This window comes from Microbacterium sp. Leaf203, assembly GCF_001421275.1.
GTDB lineage: Bacteria > Actinomycetota > Actinomycetes > Actinomycetales > Microbacteriaceae > Microbacterium > Microbacterium testaceum_A.
Genome location: NZ_LMKF01000022.1, coordinates 546,051 through 563,017, shown reverse-complemented (window position 1 = coordinate 563,017; position 16,967 = coordinate 546,051). Strand labels below are relative to the sequence as shown.

The following is a 16,967-nucleotide window of genomic DNA, read 5'->3' as shown; positions in this document are numbered from 1 at the left end:
CGGTGCCGACGAGTGACGAACAACCGAACCCCCGCACGGCGGATGCCGAGGGCTTCACCCGCATCCTGAGCCGTCCTCGCGTCATGACGGCGTTCGTCGTCATCGTGTTCGTCGTCACCGTCGTCCAGTCCCTGTCGGATCCCCTCGCGACGATCCTGCAGGGCGACGTGGTCTGGGACTACCGCATCCCCTTCGGCGTGGTCATCGCCCTGGTGATCGCCGGGTGCGCGGCGCAGAGCGCGTTCCTTCTGCTGTCTCCCCGTTTCCCGGTCGTCGCCGCCCTGGGCACGGCCGCGTGCTACCTCGCCCTCGTCGCCGGTTTCGACATCCCGCGGTGGTTGGGGGCCCTCCCCCTGGTGGTGGGGATATCCGTCTTCCTCCTCGCCGCGCAGCGGCGCGCGGCCGTCGCAATCCTCTGGACGGTCGTGGTGATCGGCGCAGCCGTCGGCATCCTGGCCCTGTGGTCGACCTCCACCGGGGCGCCAGCGGCGATCGCGTGGAGCTTCGTCCTCAGCGCGGGGCTCGCGTTCGCCGCCCCGGTGGCGGGCGCCGCGGCGCTCGGCATCTGGTGGGCGAGGCGCATGTCCGGCCTGCGTCGTGCGCGCGCGGAGCTCGCCGCAGCCGCCGCCGAGCACGAAGCCGATCTCGAACGCGCGAGAACGCGGGAGCGCGCCCGCATCGCCCAGGAGCTGCACGACGTCGCCGGACAACACCTCGCCGGCCTGCTGTCTCTGGCCGACGCGGCCGTCGACATCGACGGCCTGGACGCCGCCCAGGCCGCGACCCTCATCGCCGAGATGCGCGCCGAAGGACGCTTCGCGTCGGCCAGCCTCTACGCGGCCCTGCGCGACCTGCGTGCCGAGAGCGATGCGCGCGCCGACCCGACCCTCGACCTCCGCTCGCTCGACGCGCTGCTCGACTACTGGTCGTCACGCGGGATGGACATCGTCGTCCGCGTTCACGCCGGGGTCGACGACCTGCCCGCGATGGTCTCCACCACCGCCTACCGCGTGGTGCAGGAGGCGCTGACGAACGCGTGCAAGCACGCCCCCGGCGCTCGCGTGTCGGTTGACGTGCGCGTGGCGCCGACATCGATCCGTGTGGCCGTCGGCAACGAACCCGGGCGAGCGGCCGTGGCATCCGATCTTCCGACCGGGCTCGGATGGGGACTTGCGGGAATGGCGGAGCGCGTCGACCTGCTGCACGGCACTCTCACCGCCGGTCCCGTCTCGACGGGCGGCTGGGCTGTGATCATGGAGGCCCCGCTCAGCGCCTCAGAGGCCTCGACCCGCGTTCTGACGCCGTGATCACGCCCGGCGCCGACATCCGCGTGCTCATCGTCGACGACAACCGCACGGTGCGCCGGGGGATCCGGCTCCGCCTCGAGAACGCGACGGGCATCCGCGTGGCCGGAGAGGCCGCGAACGGTCGCGACGCGGTGGTCCTCGCGCACGCCGAGCGCGCGGACGTCGTCCTCATGGACCTGCACATGCCCGGCATGAACGGGATCGAAGCCACGCGCCTGATCACGGCCGATGAGCAGAGCGGATGCCGTGTCATCCTCCTGACGAGCGAGGTCTCGGACGCATTCGTCGTCGACGCGATCGAAGCCGGCGCCAGCGGGTATCTGCTGAAGGGTCACGACAGCGACCAGTTGCTGCCGGTCATCCGCGGGGCGGCCGCGGGTACGGCCACGATCTCGCCCCGCGTCGCACCGAGGGTGATCCGCGAGCTCCGCGAAGCGCGCAGCACCCCCGCCGAGCCCGAGCAGGTCGCCCTGTTGACCGGGGCGGAGCGTCGGGTCGTGGGGCTGCTCAGCAGCGGGGTCACCTCGACCGAGGACATCGCGAAGCGACTGAGCGTGTCGGTGAACACCGTGCGCAGCCAGACCGCGTCGGCACTGCGGAAGCTCGACCTCGACGACCGCACTCAGCTCGCGCTGTGGGGAGCGCGCAACGGCCTTCCGCGCCCCGGGGCGTAGTCCGATCGGATGAAATCGCCGACCGGGGTGCCGCGCCGCCCCGCGACCCCGGCTGGCGCGCGCACGCGGGGGGCGCGCACCGGGGCAAGACTGCTTCCACGGCGTGAGCAGGCTCCGCCGCCGCGTCCGCGCGGGGTCGGGGTATTGGGGGCGGCCCCGCGCGGCAGGCGCCCGTGCCTGCCCGGAGCGGTCAGCCGCGGCTGAGCGTCGCGACGATGGGGCGGTGATCGCTGCCCGCGTCGTCGAAGTCGGTGAGCACGGCGAAGCCGTTCACGCGCCACGCGGAGCCGACCAGCACGTGGTCGATCGGCGACGCCAGCCCCACCGGCAGTCGGACGGGCCAGGTTCCCGCGGCGGCCGAGCCCGCGTCGGCGGCAGCGTCGCGGCATCCGCCGATCAGTCCTCCCCCGCGTCCGAAGCCGCTGAAGTGATCGACCGTGGAGTTGAGGTCGCCCGCGACGATGACCTGGCTGTCGGCGCAGCGTCCAGCGATCCACTCGAGCCCGCGTTCCCAGCGGTCGGTGACGCCCGGGAGCGGCGGCATGGGGTGCGCGGCCACGAGGATCGGTCCAGAGCCGTCGACCGGTCTCCACACGCCGCTCGGCAGGCCGACGGTCGAACCGACCCCGGCGTCGAGGGCGTAGTCGCCGAGTTCGCGCGAGATGAGGATCGACGTCGGGATGGTCTCGCCGTCCGGCGCAGCGGCCACGGTGTCGTGAGTCATCGGAATGCCCTCTCGATCCAGGATGCCGACGACCTGGGCCGCCGCGATCGCATCGGTCTCGGGAAGGCTGACGACATCGGCCTCGGTCTCGCGCACCATCCGCGCGATCGTCTCGGGAGAGACCGATCCTCCGTACGTGTTCCAGGCGGCGACCGTGAACTCACCCGGCTGCACGGGAGCTCCCCCTCCGCGGGTCAGCAGCACGACGCCGTTGCCCACGGATGCCGCGGCGAGCGCGATCGCGAGAGCCGCGGCCACTCCCCATCGGCGGCGCCACACGGCCGCACCGGCGACCAGCAGCGCGAGAACCCCGAATCCGAGGGCCAGCAGCGCACGGAGCGAGATCGCATTCGCGATGAGAGGAAGACGATGGATGCCGACACCTTGCGGCCACACCACGAGAAACGCCGCCACCGATCCCCCCGCGAGAACGAGGAGGAAGCGGAGGCGGCGGTGTTTCGGCATCCTGCCCAGTAAAGCGGGTGGACGACCGGAGACAGGGAAAGGCCCGGGGCGCGGTCCAATCGCCCCGGGCCTTTCCTCGTCGATCAGCGCGCGGCGCGACGACCCACGATGAGGCCGTAGATCAGCAGAACGATGATCGAACCACCGATGGCGAGGAGCCAGGTCTGGAGCGAGAAGAAGTCCTGCAGCGGGGCGTTGAACAGGACACTGCCGAGGAATCCGCCGAGCAGAGCGCCGACGACGCCGAGCACCAGGGTGATGAGCCAGCCGCCACCCTGCTTTCCGGGGAGGATCAGCTTGGCGATGGCGCCGGCGATGAGGCCGAGGAGAAGAAATCCGAAGAATCCCATGATGTGTTCCTTTCGCGAGTGTGAACCGATGCCCGCTCGAGGCGGGACTCTCGTTGCATCCAGCTTCCTCTCAGGAACGACATTTGCGGGGTGGGTTGCATAAGCCGCTCATTTCTGGTGCGATCACGCGTCCGCGCGAATCGCATTCCCGGGCGGTCTCGCATAGCGTTGTCCGAATGGCCGACACCCTTGCCGACCGACGTTCACCTCTGCGCCCCCTGGGAAACCTCGTGCGCGGCACGCTCATCGGGGCGGTGGAAGTCGTCCCCGGGGTCAGCGGCGGCACGGTCGCCCTCATCGTCGGGGTGTACGCGACGTTGATCGACGCGGCCAGCCACATCGTGCGCGGGCTCGTCGCGAGCACCGACGTCGTGCGCGGTCGAGGCGCGACACGAACCGCCGCGCATTTCCGGGCCGTGCGCTGGAGTGTCGTCGCCCCGGTGCTGCTCGGAATGGTGGTCGCCGTCGTCGTGGGGGCCCGGGTCCTGGCGCCGCTGGTGTCCGCGTATCCGACCGAGACGAGGGCCGTGTTCGGCGGGATGATCGCGGCATCCCTCCTCATTCCCGTCCGCATGCTCGGCCGAGGCTGGACGTGGCGTCTCGGTCTCATCGCGCTCGTCGCGAGCGCTGCGGCGTTCGCCCTGACCGGTCTGCCGACGGCCACCGTCGCGGAGCCGCCGCTGGTGATCGTCGCCCTCGCGGCCTCGGTCGCGGTGTGCGCCCTCGTCCTACCCGGCCTGTCGGGGGCTTTCCTCCTGCTGGTGTTCGGCCTCTACGAGACGACGCTCGTGGCCCTCAACGAACGCGACCTGCCGTACATCGCGGCCTTCGCCCTGGGCGCCGTCGTGGGCCTCAGCCTCTTCGTCAACCTGCTCCGCGTGATGCTGCGCCGGCACCACGCCCTCATGCTCGCGCTGATGACCGGACTCATGTTGGGCTCGCTCCGCGCGCTCTGGCCCTGGCAGGACGAGTTCGGTCAGGCCTCGGTGCCCGGCACCGATGCGGGCGTCATCGCGCTTCTCGCGGGGGCGGGCGCCGCCGTCGTGCTCGGCGTGGTGGCGATGCAGGCGCTGGTGGCGCGAGGTCGCGGGTCGGCGTGACGCGGCGGGTCCCGTCCGGGTCAGGGGGTGCGAAACTGGAAGAAGCCCGCTTTCCCCGGCGGGTCGAAGGGCGCCCCGTGAGCAGCATGATCCGACAGGACGGCCCCCCGCCTTCGACGCTCGAGGGCACCTCGCACCGGGACCGCAATCGTTCCTCCCGGCGCCGAGAACGGGCCGCCGTCGTCCTCATCGCAACCTGCTGGGTCTCGGTGATCGTCGCCGTCATGCTGTTCCTGGCATCGGGACGACCGGCGCAGATCGCCGATCCTGCCGATGCGGTGACGGCCGCGGGAATCGTGACGGGACTCATCGGCACCGATCTGCTGCTGGTCATGCTCGTGCTCGCCGCCCGCGTCCCCTGGGTGGACCGTACGTTCGGCCAGGACGCTGCGATCCGGCTTCACCGGCGCCTCGGCAAACCCGCGGTGTACCTCATCCTGGGTCACGGCGCCCTGATCATTGTCGGATACTCCCTGCGAGACGGTCTGTCACTCTGGCACCAGACACTGTCGTTGTTCTCCGGCGCCGACATGCTGCTCGCGTGGCTGGGTACGGGTCTGCTGGTCGTCGTCGTCGTGACCTCTCTCGTCGTCGTGCGTCGCCGTCTCGCCCATGAGGTGTGGCACGCGATCCATCTGCTCAGTTACGTCGCTGTTCTCGTCGCCGTTCCGCATCAGCTCTCGGCGGGGCAGGTGCTCTCCGGCAGCACACCGCAGACCTTTTACTGGATCTGTCTCTACGTCCTGGCATTCGGATCGATCGCGTGGTTCCGCTTCGCCGCGCCGCTGCTCGCCACCGACCAACACCAGCTCCGCGTGACCGCTATCGAGCCGCTGAGCCCCGGTGTCTTCTCGATTTACCTCTCGGGCCGCGACCTGTCGCGCCTCGGTGTGCGCGGGGGCCAGTACGCGATCTGGCGGTTCTGGAGTCGCCGCACCTGGTGGCACGCGCACCCGATCTCGTTCTCCGCGGTGCCGACCGACACGGAGGCCCGCCTCACCGTGCGCGCACTCGGTGAAGGAACGGAGCGTCTCGCCCGACTGAAGGCCGGAACGAAGGTGTCGTTCGCGGGTCCGTACGGGGTTTTCACGGATGCCGCGCGCACCGCCCCACGCCTCGCCGTCATCGCGGCCGGGATCGGCATCACGCCCGCGCGGGCGCTGCTCGAGGACACCGACCTGGCACGGGGCGAGGCGACCGTCGTCCTGCGTGCCACCGATCGATCGCAGGTCTTCCTGTGGGACGAGACGGAGAGGCTGGTGGAGCAGAGCGGCGGCGCGGTCGTCGAGATGATCGGCCGGCGTCCCTCCGGGCAGTCGTCCTGGATGTCGGCGGATGCCGTCACCCGAGGAGCTTCGATCCTCGCCGTCCTGCCGGACCTGCTCGACTCGGATCTCTTCGTCTGCGGTCCCGGCGACTGGGCCGACCTGGTCGTCGGCGAGGCGAGAGCCGCTGGCCTCCCCGAGCGTCGGATCCACGTCGAGAAGTTCGTGTGACGACTGCTTTCCACAATGAGAAAGACCCCCGGACGAACCCGGGGGTCTTTCTCATTGTGGTGCGCGAGGGGGGACTTGAACCCCCACGCCCTTGCGGGCACTGGCACCTGAAGCCAGCGCGTCTACCTATTCCGCCACTCGCGCGTTGCGTGACACAGGATGCCACGCGACCAACTTCCCGAGAATATCACGGCCGCGACCGCGTCACGAAACGCGGCTCCGAAGCCCGCGTCCATGACCTCCCCAGCCGCGCTGACTACGATGTGCCTACTGGTCTGCCTGCCTGAAGGAGTCTCGTGGGGCTACTCGACAGTTTCGAGAAGGGTCTCGAACGCGCCGTCAACGGTGCGTTCGCGAAGACCTTCCGCAGTGGCATCCAGCCGGTGGAGATCGCGTCCGCTCTGCGCAGCGAACTCGACAAGAAGGCCGTGGTCGTCACGCGTGAGCGCATCCTCGCGCCCAACACGTTCGCGGTGCGCCTCTCGCCCACCGACGACGAGAAGATGAGCGCGCTGGGCTCGACCCTGGTGTCCGAGCTCGACACTCTGGTCAAGAAGCACGCCCGTACGCAGGGCTACTCCTTCGCCGGTCCGGTCGCGATCTCGATCGAACGCGACGGGTCGCTGTCGACGGGCACGCTCCGTGTCGACTCGCAGACCACCGAGGGACAGGTTGCGTGGCGCGGAGTCGTCGACATCGACGGCACTCGTCACCCTTTGACCGCTGCCCGCACGGTGATCGGCCGCGGCAGCGACGCCGACATCACCATCCCCGACGCCGGCACGAGCCGCAAGCACGTCGAGATCCTGTGGGACGGCGAGCGCGCGATGGTCCGCGACCTCGGTTCGACCAACGGCACCACCCTCAACGGCCGCAAGGTCTCGGAGGCCGCTCTTCCGCCCGATTCGACGATCTCGATCGGCCGCACCAATATCGTGTTCCGTGTGGTCGCCCAGGCGCAGCCGCCGCGACGCCCTTCGGCGTCCGACGCCACGAGCATCTTCGACGTCCGGGAACGGGGACCCCTCTCATGAGTCAGTTGACTCTCCTTCTTCTTCAGGGCGGCTTCCTCGTCCTGCTGTGGTTCTTCGTGTTCGGTGTCGTCTATTCGCTGCGCGCCGACCTGTTCGGCGTCAAGGTGCGCAAGCTTCCCGAGCCCACGGCATCCCCCGCTCCGGCGGCAGCCGCCCCCACCTCATCGCCTGACGCCGTGACCACGCAGGTCAAGCGCCCCGCCCCTCCGGCCCCGGCGCCCACGGGGGGTCTGGCGACCACGTCCGCCGTCTCGCGCATCGTCATCACGAGCGGTCCCAAGGCCGGCCTCGAGCTGCCCCTGGGCACCGAGCCGCTGACGATCGGTCGCTCCAGCGAGTCGGGTCTGGTCATCCGCGACGACTACACCTCGAGCCACCACGCCCGACTCGTCCTCTGGGGCGAGCAGTGGATGCTGCAGGATCTGGACTCCACGAACGGCACCTCGCACGACGGCGTCCGCGTCGCGGCCCCGGTGCAGGTCAAGGTGGGGGCTCCCATCAAGGTCGGCGCGACGACGTTCGAGTTGAGGAAGTAACCCTCCTCCATGGTCTTCCAGGGCTCGAGCGCCGCCATCTCCCACACGGGCAAGGTGCGCTCCAACAACCAGGACTCCGGCTACGCCGGGTCCAACCTCTTCGTGGTCGCCGACGGCATGGGCGGCCACGCGGGCGGTGACGTCGCCTCGAGCCTGGCGATCCGCCGCCTCACCGAGCTCGACCAGCCCTTCGGCTCCCCCGCCCAAGCCGAGCACGCCATCCGCGACTCCCTCGCCGACACGGCGGCGGAGCTCATCGACACCGTGGCCCGCCGCCCCGAGCTGGCCGGCATGGGAACGACGGTGAGCGCTCTCGTCATGGTCGACGACTACGCCGTCATCGGCCACATCGGCGACTCGCGCATCTACCTGTACCGCGACGACACGCTCACGCAGATCACCGCCGACCACACGTTCGTCCAGCGTCTGGTCGACTCGGGTCGCATCACGCCCGAAGAGGCCCGGTACCACCCGCGGCGCTCGGTGCTCATGCGGGTACTCGGCGACATGGATCCCGACCCCGAGGTCGACAGCTTCATCATGCCGACGCAGGACGGCGACCGCTGGCTGCTGTGCTCCGACGGCCTTTCGGGCGTCGTCGACGACGCCCACACCGCCAAGACGCTGGCCCTCGGTATGCCCCCGGCGCGCACGGCCGACGCCCTGCTCAAGCAGGCGCTCGACGGCGGCGCTCCCGACAACGTGACGGTCGTGCTCGTCGACGTCGGCGGCCAGCACCCGGTCTTCATCGGAACCCCCACGATCGTCGGCTCCGCGTCCAACCCCAGCGGCGTCGTCGTGCCCGCCGCCCGTCCCAGCCGGTCGGGGTGGCTGCACCACGCCCGCCAGGTCGCCAACGAGCCCACCCACTTCGAGCCGGCGGCCGAGTTCCTCGAGGAGCTCATCGAAGAAGACCGTCGCCGCGCCCGCCGCCGCCGCTTCGGCTGGCTCGCCGCGCTGATCCTGGTGCTGGCCGGCATCGGCGTCGGTCTGTTCGCCGGCTACAACTGGACGCAGACGCTCTACTACGTCGGCGCCGACAGCGACTCGGTCGTGATCTACCGCGGCATCCAGCAGTCCATCGGTCCGATCTCGCTGTCGACGGTCTACCAGGACACGAACATCCCCCTGTCCGAGCTGTCCGATTTCGATCGGCAGACCGTCCAGGCCACCATCTCCGCTCCGTCGTTGAACGACGCGGAGAAGATCGTCGAACGCCTGCGTCCCGCGGCGGAGGGAAGCGGATGACCGACCAGAAGCTCACCCGATCGGGCGACGCCGTGTCCACCGACACGGCCGTGATGCGCGCGCTCAAGAAGATCCGCGTCCCCGCCAAGCAGCGCAACCGCGAGCTCGGCCTGCTCCTGTTCGCGATCGCCGTCTACGGCGGCGCCATCGTCCTCGTGCAGCTCGGTGTGAACAACACCGTCGAAGCCGGTTACCTGTCGGTCGCCGCGATCCCCGCGGTCTTCGCGCTGATCATGCACGTGGTGCTGCGCCTGCGCGCCCGCGATGCCGACCCGTTCGTGCTTCCCATCGCCACCGTCCTCACGGGCCTGGGCATCGCGATGATCTATCGCATCGACCTCGCCGACAAGGCGAGCGGGTGGGATGCCACGGGCAACCGCCAGATCGCCTGGGCGGCCATCGCGATGGTCGCAGCCCTCGCCGTGCTGATCTTCGTGCGCAATTACCGGGTGCTCTTCCGCTACACGTACCTGTTCGGCCTCGTCGGCATCCTGCTGCTCCTGCTGCCCTTCGTCCCGGGCCTCGGAACCGACCAGAACGCCGACGTGTGGGTGTCGCTGGGCTTCGTGTCGTTCCAGCCGGGTGAGCTCGCCAAGATCTGTCTGGCGATCTTCTTCGCCGGCTATCTCGTCCGCACTCGCGAGAGCCTCACCTCGACCGGCACGCGGTTCCTGTTCATGACGTGGCCGCGCGCCCGTGAACTCGGCCCGGTGCTGATCATCTGGCTCGTCTCACTCGGCATCATCGTGCTGCAGCGCGACCTCGGCACGGGCCTGCTGATCTTCGGCATGTTCGTCGCGATGCTCTACGTCGCCACCGGCAAGACGAGCTGGGTGCTCATCGGCCTGGTGCTGGTCGCGAGCGGTGCCTTCCTGGCATCCCGGGTCCTCCCCTATGTCAACGGGCGCTTCGCCAACTGGCTGAGCGCCTTCGACCCCGAGGTCATCAACCGCGACGGCGGCAGCTACCAGCTCGTGCAGGGCATCTTCGGCCTCGCGCACGGCGGTCTCTTCGGCACCGGTCTCGGTCAGGGCCGGCCGTACATCACGCCGCTGTCGCAGAGCGACTACATCGTGCCGAGCCTCGGCGAAGAGCTCGGTCTCGTGGGCCTGTTCGCGATCCTCGCGCTCTACATGGTCTTCACCAGCCGTGGCATCCGCATCGGTCTCGCGGGGCAGGACGACTTCGGCAAGCTGCTCGCGACGGGCTTCTCGTTCACGATCGCCCTGCAGGTGTTCATCATGGTCGGCGGCGTCACCCGCGTGATCCCGCTGACCGGCCTCACCACCCCGTTCCTCGCGGCCGGTGGATCGTCGCTCATCGCGAACTGGATCATCGTCGCGTTCCTGCTGCGGATCTCCGACGCGGTGCGCAGCCGCCCCCGGGTGGTGATCGGCTGATGACCCGCCCGTTCGCCCCCGTCGACGCCCCGATTCCCGAGGAGGCACCGTGACCAAAGAGCTCCGACGCCTCAGCATCGTCATGCTGGCGATGTTCCTGGCCCTGTTCGCCTCGACGAGCATCATCCAGGTCGCCCAGGCCAACTCGTTGACCAACACCACCGGCAACACGCGTGCGCTGTACGACTCGTACCAGATCCAGCGTGGATCGATCATCGCCGGCGGCACCGCGATCGCGTCATCGGTTCCCTCGAACGACGTCTACAGCTGGCAGCGTCAGTACACGGATGCCGACATGTGGGCGCCCGTGACCGGTTACATGAACCCGGTGCTCGACGCGAAGACCCAGATCGAGGCCGCCGAGAACAGCGTGCTGAGCGGGTCCGATTCGAACCAGTTCTTCTCGCGCATCGACCGCGCCATCACGGGCCAGGCGCCACGGGGTTCGAACGTCGAGCTCTCGGTCGACCCGAACGTGCAGAAGGCCGCGTGGGACGCCCTCGGCGACCTGCAGGGCGCCGTCGTGGCGATCGAGCCCTCGACCGGGCGCATCCTGGCGATGGTGTCCAAGCCCAGCTACGACACGAACATCCTCGCCTCCCACGACACGGATGCCGTCAACTCGGCGTACGACCAGCTGGTCGCCGACCCGTCGAAGCCGATGGACAACCGCGCGATCGGCGGCAACCTCAACCCTCCGGGCTCGACCTTCAAGCTCGTCGTCGCCTCGGCGGCGCTGGCATCCGGTCGGTACACGCCCGACTCGGCCTTCCCGAACCTCGCCGCGTACACGCTGCCCCAGTCCACGAACGTCGTGAGCAACGCCGGCGGCGGCACCTGCGGCGGCGGCGACACCGTGACCATCGCGACGGCGCTGCGGCTGAGCTGCAACATCCCGATGGCCGAGCTCGCGGTCGAGCTCGGCGACGACGCGATCCGCGCCGAGGCCGAGAAGTACGGGTTCAACACCTCGTTCAGCCTTCCGCTCGAGTCCACGCCGTCGACCTACCCGGCCTCGCCGAACGCTCCGCAGACCGCCCTCAGCGGCTTCGGTCAGGGCGACGTCCGCGCGACCCCGCTGCAGATGGCGATGGTGTCGGCCGGCATCGCGAACGATGGAGTGGTGATGAACCCGCGGATGGTCGATCGGGTGATCGAGCCCAACCTCTCGGTGAAGGACGAGGCGAGCAACAGCGAGTTCGGACGTGCTCTGGACTCCTCGATCGCCGCCCAGATGGTCACCATGATGACGGCGAACGTCCAGGACGGCGCAGCATCGAATGCAAGAATAGACGGGGTCGCGGTGGCGGGTAAGACCGGCACGGCGGAGAACGATTCCCGTCCCTACACTCTCTGGTTCACCGGCTTCGCACCGGCGGAAGACCCCAAGGTCGCCGTCGCCGTGGTCGTCGAAAACGGTGGAGGCCAGGGGCAGAACGGGAGCGGCAACGAGATCGCCGCCCCGATAGCGAAGAAGGTCATGGAGGCGGTGCTGGGTAAATGAGACCGACGCAAGGTGTGACCTTCGGAGGACGCTACGAGCTCGATTCGCGGATCGCGATCGGCGGTATGGGCGAGGTCTGGGAGGCAACGGATCACGTCATCGGACGAACCGTCGCCATCAAGATCCTCAAAGACGAGTACATGGGCGACCCGGGCTTCCTCGAGCGCTTCCGCGCCGAGGCGCGCCACGCCGCCCTCGTCAACCACGAAGGCATCGCCAGCGTGTTCGACTACGGCGAGGAGGACGGCAGCGCCTTCCTCGTGATGGAGCTCGTCCCGGGCGAAGCCTTGTCGACGATCCTCGAGCGCGACGGCTCCCTCTCCACCGACAAGACCCTCGACATCGTCGCCCAGACGGCCGCCGCGCTCCAGGCGGCGCACGCCGCGGGCCTCGTGCACCGCGACATCAAGCCGGGCAACCTGCTGATCACGCCCGACGGTCGCGTCAAGATCACTGACTTCGGCATCGCCCGCATCGCCGACCAGGTGCCGCTGACCGCGACCGGTCAGGTCATGGGAACGGTGCAGTACCTCTCGCCCGAGCAGGCGTCGGGTCACCCCGCGTCGCCCGCGACCGACACCTATTCGCTCGGAATCGTCGCGTACGAGTGCCTGGCCGGCAAGCGCCCCTTCACAGGCGAGTCGCAGGTCGCGATCGCCATGGCGCAGATCAACGAGCAGCCCGCTCCCCTGCCCCCTACGGTCGCGCAGCCGGTCCAGAACCTCGTGATGGCGATGATCGCCAAGAAGCCCGAGGACCGTCCGGCCTCGTCGGCCGCCGTCTCACGCGCCGCAACAGCCCTGCGCCGCGGCGACCTCGCGGCCGCGGCCGCCGCCGTCCCCGCGATCGCGGCGGGAGCTGCCCTCGCCGACGACGCGACTCAGCTGCTCACGGCCGGGGGGCAGACCTCGGCGACCACGCGTCTCATGCCCGCCCCGGCGGCGGCGACGTCGCTCCTCACCGAGGAGCACACCGAAGAAGACCCCGCGCCGCAGAAGAAGAAGCGCAGTCCCTGGACGTGGCCGCTGATCGCGCTGATCGCCCTGCTCGCGCTGGTGCTGATCGGCACGCTCGTCACGCTGCTGACGAATCAGGGCGATTCGAACGCAGCTCCCGCCAGCCCGTCCGCGTCCTCGTCGTCGCCGGCTCCCAGGCCGTCCTCGCCGTCCCCGACTCCGACCCCGTCGAACACCCTCGTCGACGTCGATGCGCTCAACCTCATCGGAAAGACCTGCGACGAAGCGCGCACGGCCCTCCGCAACGCGAACCTGGGCGCCACCTGCACCACCGGGAACGCGGCCGAAAGCGCTGACCAGGTCGGCAAGATCTACGTCGTCAACCCGACGGGAAGCAACCCCCGGGGAACGAACGTCGAGGTCACGGTCTACGGCGAAGAGACGCCGCTCTCGACGCCCGGCACGCCGACCCTCCCCGGCACCTCGGTGACGGCGGGCAGCGACATCCAGGTCTCGTGGCAGCAGTACTCGTGCCCCTCGGGCACCGGGTCGGTCACGTCGTACAACTTCACCGCCACCAACGGCACCTTCGACGCCACGGGACAGTCCACCGCGGTGTTCGCGCCCGACGCGCGCAACGCGAAGCTGACGGTGAACAACGCCGCCGGTCAGACCCTGCGGGTGACGTACACCGTCAGCTGCTCGGGCGCCGGCGACCGGACGGCCGGTCCCTCGGGCGAGGCGTCGGCGACGATCACGGGCGGCAGCTCGTCTTCGCCGTCGGCGACGCCCGCGGCGGTTCCCACCGTCAAGCCCTGATTCCCATCCCCCACGCCAGGAGCTCCACCCGTGACCACTGAGACGCGCGTCCTTTCCGGGCGCTACCGCGTCGACGACCTCATCGGTCGCGGCGGCATGGCCAGCGTCTATCGCGGTTACGACCAGACGCTCGGGCGCACGGTCGCGATCAAGGTCCTGAAGGCCGATTTGGCGGGCGACGCCGCGTTCCGCACACGGTTCCGCCTCGAGGCACAGGCGGCCTCGCGCATGGCCCACCCCACGATCGTGCGGGTCTTCGACGCGGGCGAGGACGTCGAGACGGGCGTCGACGGCCACGAGCGCCCGGTTCCGTACATCGTCATGGAGCTCGTGCACGGCCGTCTGCTCAAGGACGTCATCGCCGAGGGACCCGTGCCCACCGATGACGCGCTGCGGTACGTCGACGGCATCCTGGAGGCTCTGGAGTACTCGCATCGTGCCGGTGTCGTCCACCGCGACATCAAGCCCGGAAACGTGATGATCACCGACTCCGGTCGCGTCAAGGTGATGGACTTCGGTATCGCCCGCGCGGTGTCCGACTCCTCGTCCACGGTCGCCGAGACCACGGCGATCGTCGGCACGGCGGCGTACTTCTCGCCCGAGCAGGCCAAGGGCGAGTCCGTCGACGCCCGCGCAGACCTCTACTCCACCGGCGTCGTGCTGTACGAGCTCCTCACGGGTCGACCCCCGTTCCGCGGCGACACCCCCGTGGCCGTCGCGTACCAGCACGTCAGCGAGGCCCCGGTCCCGCCCAGCGAGATCGTCGAGACGGTACCGCGAGCGCTCGACGCCATCGTCCTCCGCGCCCTCGCGAAGGACCCGTTCCAGCGCCCGCAGGACGCCGCGAGCTTCCGCGAAGCCCTCGACGAGACCGTCGACGGCAAAGGCCCCACGAAGCGCCAGATGTCGGCGTTGTCGAACGAACTGTACGGCCCGAACCCGCGTCAGGCGGCCGAGACCGCGCGTTCGCTGCGGCAGCTCAGCACCGACACCACGATGCGCCGCACGCAGCCCGGCCCCCCGGTGGCCTGGATCTGGGCGGGCGTCACCGTGCTCGCCGTGCTCCTCGTGGCCGTCCTCATCTGGGTCATGCAGATCCAGCCGAGCAACGACGTGCCCACCAGCGCGTACACGGTCCCCAACGTCGTCGACATGTCGTACGACCGCGCGGTCGAGACCCTCGAGGGCCAGCAGCTGACCACCAGTCGCGTGAACGAGTCCGACGAGAAGGTCGCCGCCGGAAATGTCGTGAGCACGGTCCCCGAGGCCGGGACGAACGTCACCGCCGGGCAGAGGATCACGGTCTACGTCTCGACCGGACCCGATACGGCCACGGTTCCGACCCTGGACGGGATCACCGAGAGCGAGGCGCGGACAGCGCTGCAGAACGCGGGACTGTCGGTCGGCTCGATCCGCCGCCAGGACGATCCCGCTCTCGCCGCCGGAACGATCATCTCCTCGAGCGTCGAGTCGGGCGCCGAGGTCGCGAAGGGCACCACGGTGAACCTCGTGGTCGCCAGCGGACAGGTGGTCATCGTCGACTACACCGGCTACACCCTCGAGGCGGCCCAGCGCGAGCTGGAGTCCGACGCGAAGCAGTTGACGGTCAAGACGCAACAGGATCCCGGCTGCAAGGCCGCGACGCCCCCGACGGTCAAGACGCAGTCTCTCGCCCCGGGTGAGGTCCCGGTGCACAGCGAGATCACGCTGACGGTGTGTTCGGGCGCCTGACCCCGCGCGGGTGAAGTCGGGAGCCGCGTACAGCGGCGCCCGAAAGTCCGGCGTTCTCGAGCCAGCGGCCGAGCAGCACATGTCCGCCCTCGGTCAGCACGCTCTCGGGGTGGAATTGCACGCCCTCGATCGACGCGGTCCGGTGCCGGAGGCCCATCACCACTCCTGCGTCGGTCCGCGCCGTCACCTCCAGCTCCGCCGGGAGAGACTCCGCGTCGACGGAGAGCGAGTGGTAGCGGGTGGCGACGAAGGCGTCGGGAAGATCGGCGAACACCCCGTCTCCCCCGTGCCGGATGACGCTCGTGATCCCGTGCAGCAGTTCCGGCGCATGCCCGACGCGTCCGCCGAACGCCGTCGCGATGGCCTGATGTCCGAGACAGACCCCCAGAAGAGGGATGCCGGCACCCAGCGCCGCGTGCACCACGGCGACCGAGTGCCCGGCGTCGTCGGGGTGACCGGGGCCGGGTGAGACGAGGATCGCCTGTGCGTCACGCACGGCGAGATCCGGCAGCCCGGGATCGTCCGCCGCGATCATGATGGTCTCGGCCCCGAGGTCTCGGACGTAGCCGGCGAGGGTGTGGACGAAGCTGTCGCGATTGTCGACGACGACGACGCGCCAGGGACTCACTCGACCGTGACCTCCTGGGGATAGACGAGGTCGCTCACCCAGGGGAAGACGTAGAAGAAGAGGCCGTACAGAACGGCCGCGAGCAGCACCAGGACGATCAGCAGACGCACCCACCACGGACCGGGGAGGACGCGCCACAGGGCTCCGTACATCAGGCTGCTCCAGAGGTCAGAGACGTCGGCGGACCGGCGTCGGTCCGCGGGGTGAAGGACTCGAACACGCCGTAGCCGATCGCTCTCTCCGAGAAGCCGTAGCGCGGGCTGCAGGTGGTCATCGTGATGACGCGGTCCGTCGCCTCGATCTGCGGCTGCTGGGGTGTCGGCAGCAGGACGTTCACGCCGTCGGGACGCACGTATTCGATGTTGCGGAACCGGTAGGTGTACCACCCGCCCTCGGTCTCGACGACAATGGCATCGCCGATGCGCAACGACGGCAGGTCCGCGAACGGCGCCCCGTGGCTGCCGCGGTGGCCGGCGATGGCGAAATTGCCCACCTGCCCGGGCATGGCGGAGTCGGGGTAGTGACCGAGACCGATCGGATCGAGGGTGCGGGACGAGCTGACTCCCCCGGCGACCGGGAAGTGGTAATCAGGGCCGAGGCGCGGGATGTAGACGACGCCGAAGATCTGCGCGTCTTTCGATTGCTCGAGGGCGGGCGGGTCGGCCGTGGGGGGTGCTGCCGGTTGAGCGGGAGCGGTCGTCGTGGGCAGGGGCGCCGACGGCGGCGGATTGGTGGCCCACTGCTCGCTGATCTCTCTGCCCTGATCCTTGAACTGCGCGCCGATGATGGCGTCGCCGATCCAGAGCTGCCAGACGACGAAGAGCAGGACGAGAACGCCCGCGGTGACCAGCAGATCGCCGATGACCCCGATCACGGACACCCGCCGGCGCGGAACGCGACCGCGCCGTGATCCCCGGCGGGTCTGCGGCTGGTCGACGGTCTGCACGGGGGCAGTCTAGTTCCGCGGGACCACGCGCACCTGACCGTTAGACTGT

Annotated in this window: 16 protein-coding genes and 1 tRNA gene; 11 read left to right on the top strand and 6 right to left on the bottom strand. The window is 69.6% G+C overall.

Annotated elements, in window-relative coordinates:
* Nucleotides 1-2: 2 nt before the first annotated feature.
* Both ASE56_RS03850 and ASE56_RS03845 read left to right on the top strand, forming a co-directional pair.
* On the top strand, nucleotides 3-1,307 hold the full coding sequence (locus ASE56_RS03850) for a sensor histidine kinase (RefSeq protein ID WP_056225135.1): 1,305 nt from the start codon (nucleotides 3-5) through the stop codon (nucleotides 1,305-1,307).
* Nucleotides 1,304-1,981, top strand: coding sequence for a response regulator transcription factor (locus ASE56_RS03845; protein WP_056225133.1), 678 nt, complete (start codon nucleotides 1,304-1,306; stop codon nucleotides 1,979-1,981). The genes ASE56_RS03850 and ASE56_RS03845 overlap by 4 nt, the downstream gene beginning before the upstream one ends.
* 190 nt (nucleotides 1,982-2,171) lie before the next feature.
* Here ASE56_RS03845 and ASE56_RS03840 read toward each other — a convergent pair whose 3' ends face one another.
* Both ASE56_RS03840 and ASE56_RS03835 read right to left on the bottom strand, forming a co-directional pair.
* Nucleotides 2,172-3,170 (bottom strand): endonuclease/exonuclease/phosphatase family protein, encoded by a 999-nt coding sequence (locus ASE56_RS03840; protein ID WP_056225131.1) that lies wholly within the window; start codon nucleotides 3,168-3,170, stop codon nucleotides 2,172-2,174.
* An 83-nt stretch (nucleotides 3,171-3,253) separates the two neighbouring features.
* The gene (locus ASE56_RS03835) at nucleotides 3,254-3,520 is read right to left on the bottom strand and encodes a GlsB/YeaQ/YmgE family stress response membrane protein (RefSeq protein WP_056225127.1); all 267 of its coding nucleotides are present in this window, start codon (nucleotides 3,518-3,520) and stop codon (nucleotides 3,254-3,256) included.
* 176 nt (nucleotides 3,521-3,696) lie between these two features.
* Here ASE56_RS03835 and ASE56_RS03830 point away from each other — a divergent pair, with 176 nt between their 5' ends.
* Both ASE56_RS03830 and ASE56_RS03825 read left to right on the top strand, forming a co-directional pair.
* Nucleotides 3,697-4,620 (top strand): DUF368 domain-containing protein, encoded by a 924-nt coding sequence (locus ASE56_RS03830; protein WP_056225123.1) that lies wholly within the window; start codon nucleotides 3,697-3,699, stop codon nucleotides 4,618-4,620.
* 86 nt (nucleotides 4,621-4,706) lie between these two features.
* Nucleotides 4,707-6,116: a ferric reductase-like transmembrane domain-containing protein gene (locus tag ASE56_RS03825; protein WP_056225120.1), complete on the top strand. Its 1,410-nt coding sequence runs from the start codon at nucleotides 4,707-4,709 to the stop codon at nucleotides 6,114-6,116.
* A 57-nt stretch (nucleotides 6,117-6,173) separates the two neighbouring features.
* Here ASE56_RS03825 and ASE56_RS03820 read toward each other — a convergent pair.
* Nucleotides 6,174-6,260: transfer RNA gene (locus tag ASE56_RS03820), tRNA-Leu, on the bottom strand.
* Nucleotides 6,261-6,412: 152 nt separating this feature from the next.
* Between ASE56_RS03820 and ASE56_RS03815 the strand changes: the two genes are divergently transcribed.
* Genes ASE56_RS03815 through pknB form a run of 7 tightly spaced genes read left to right on the top strand, consistent with a single transcriptional unit; the run spans nucleotide 6,413 to nucleotide 15,344 of the window.
* A complete protein-coding gene (locus ASE56_RS03815; protein ID WP_056225117.1) occupies nucleotides 6,413-7,150 on the top strand; it encodes a DUF3662 and FHA domain-containing protein in 738 nt (245 codons plus the stop codon).
* Complete coding sequence (locus tag ASE56_RS03810; protein WP_056225115.1) at nucleotides 7,147-7,686, top strand: FHA domain-containing protein; 540 nt, start codon at nucleotides 7,147-7,149, stop codon at nucleotides 7,684-7,686. The genes ASE56_RS03815 and ASE56_RS03810 overlap by 4 nt, the downstream gene beginning before the upstream one ends.
* Before the next feature lie 9 nt (nucleotides 7,687-7,695).
* On the top strand, nucleotides 7,696-8,934 hold the full coding sequence (locus tag ASE56_RS03805) for a PP2C family serine/threonine-protein phosphatase (protein ID WP_056225112.1): 1,239 nt from the start codon (nucleotides 7,696-7,698) through the stop codon (nucleotides 8,932-8,934).
* Entirely contained in the window at nucleotides 8,931-10,334 is a 1,404-nt protein-coding gene (locus ASE56_RS03800) for an FtsW/RodA/SpoVE family cell cycle protein (protein ID WP_056225109.1), read from the top strand. Before ASE56_RS03805 ends, ASE56_RS03800 begins: the two co-directional genes overlap by 4 nt.
* 49 nt (nucleotides 10,335-10,383) lie before the next feature.
* Nucleotides 10,384-11,838 carry a penicillin-binding protein 2 gene (locus ASE56_RS03795; RefSeq protein ID WP_056225106.1) on the top strand — a complete coding sequence of 485 codons (1,455 nt, stop codon included), beginning with the start codon at nucleotides 10,384-10,386 and terminating at the stop codon, nucleotides 11,836-11,838.
* Nucleotides 11,835-13,613, top strand: a complete 1,779-nt coding sequence (locus ASE56_RS03790; RefSeq protein ID WP_056225102.1) for a serine/threonine-protein kinase — start codon at nucleotides 11,835-11,837, stop codon at nucleotides 13,611-13,613. The genes ASE56_RS03795 and ASE56_RS03790 overlap by 4 nt, the downstream gene beginning before the upstream one ends.
* A 30-nt stretch (nucleotides 13,614-13,643) precedes the next feature.
* Entirely contained in the window at nucleotides 13,644-15,344 is a 1,701-nt protein-coding gene (gene pknB / locus ASE56_RS03785) for a Stk1 family PASTA domain-containing Ser/Thr kinase (RefSeq protein ID WP_056225100.1), read from the top strand.
* Here the strand turns inward: pknB and ASE56_RS03780 are convergent.
* The 3 genes from ASE56_RS03780 to ASE56_RS03775 are packed head-to-tail and all read right to left on the bottom strand — an operon-like array spanning nucleotide 15,316 to nucleotide 16,918.
* On the bottom strand, nucleotides 15,316-15,972 hold the full coding sequence (locus ASE56_RS03780) for an aminodeoxychorismate/anthranilate synthase component II (protein ID WP_056225097.1): 657 nt from the start codon (nucleotides 15,970-15,972) through the stop codon (nucleotides 15,316-15,318). The two genes, pknB and ASE56_RS03780, sit on opposite strands and share 29 nt — an antisense overlap.
* A complete protein-coding gene (locus ASE56_RS17310) occupies nucleotides 15,969-16,124 on the bottom strand; it encodes a hypothetical protein (RefSeq protein ID WP_164481586.1) in 156 nt (51 codons plus the stop codon). The genes ASE56_RS03780 and ASE56_RS17310 overlap by 4 nt, the downstream gene beginning before the upstream one ends.
* Nucleotides 16,124-16,918 (bottom strand): class E sortase, encoded by a 795-nt coding sequence (locus ASE56_RS03775; protein ID WP_056225094.1) that lies wholly within the window; start codon nucleotides 16,916-16,918, stop codon nucleotides 16,124-16,126. The genes ASE56_RS17310 and ASE56_RS03775 overlap by 1 nt, the downstream gene beginning before the upstream one ends.
* Between the last annotated feature and the right edge of the window lie 49 nt (nucleotides 16,919-16,967).

Bases quoted from the DNA above. Each gene is read 5' to 3' on its own strand.
- ASE56_RS03840 (WP_056225131.1), bottom strand. From the start codon at position 3,170: ATGCCGAAACACCGCCGCCTCCGCTTCCTCCTCGTTCTCGCGGGGGGA.
- ASE56_RS03835 (WP_056225127.1), bottom strand. From the start codon at position 3,520: ATGGGATTCTTCGGATTTCTTCTCCTCGGCCTCATCGCCGGCGCCATC.
- ASE56_RS03830 (WP_056225123.1), top strand. From the start codon at position 3,697: ATGGCCGACACCCTTGCCGACCGACGTTCACCTCTGCGCCCCCTGGGA.
- ASE56_RS03825 (WP_056225120.1), top strand. From the start codon at position 4,707: ATGATCCGACAGGACGGCCCCCCGCCTTCGACGCTCGAGGGCACCTCG.
- ASE56_RS03810 (WP_056225115.1), top strand. From the start codon at position 7,147: ATGAGTCAGTTGACTCTCCTTCTTCTTCAGGGCGGCTTCCTCGTCCTG.
- ASE56_RS03805 (WP_056225112.1), top strand. From the start codon at position 7,696: ATGGTCTTCCAGGGCTCGAGCGCCGCCATCTCCCACACGGGCAAGGTG.
- ASE56_RS03800 (WP_056225109.1), top strand. From the start codon at position 8,931: ATGACCGACCAGAAGCTCACCCGATCGGGCGACGCCGTGTCCACCGAC.
- ASE56_RS03790 (WP_056225102.1), top strand. From the start codon at position 11,835: ATGAGACCGACGCAAGGTGTGACCTTCGGAGGACGCTACGAGCTCGAT.
- ASE56_RS17310 (WP_164481586.1), bottom strand. From the start codon at position 16,124: ATGTACGGAGCCCTGTGGCGCGTCCTCCCCGGTCCGTGGTGGGTGCGT.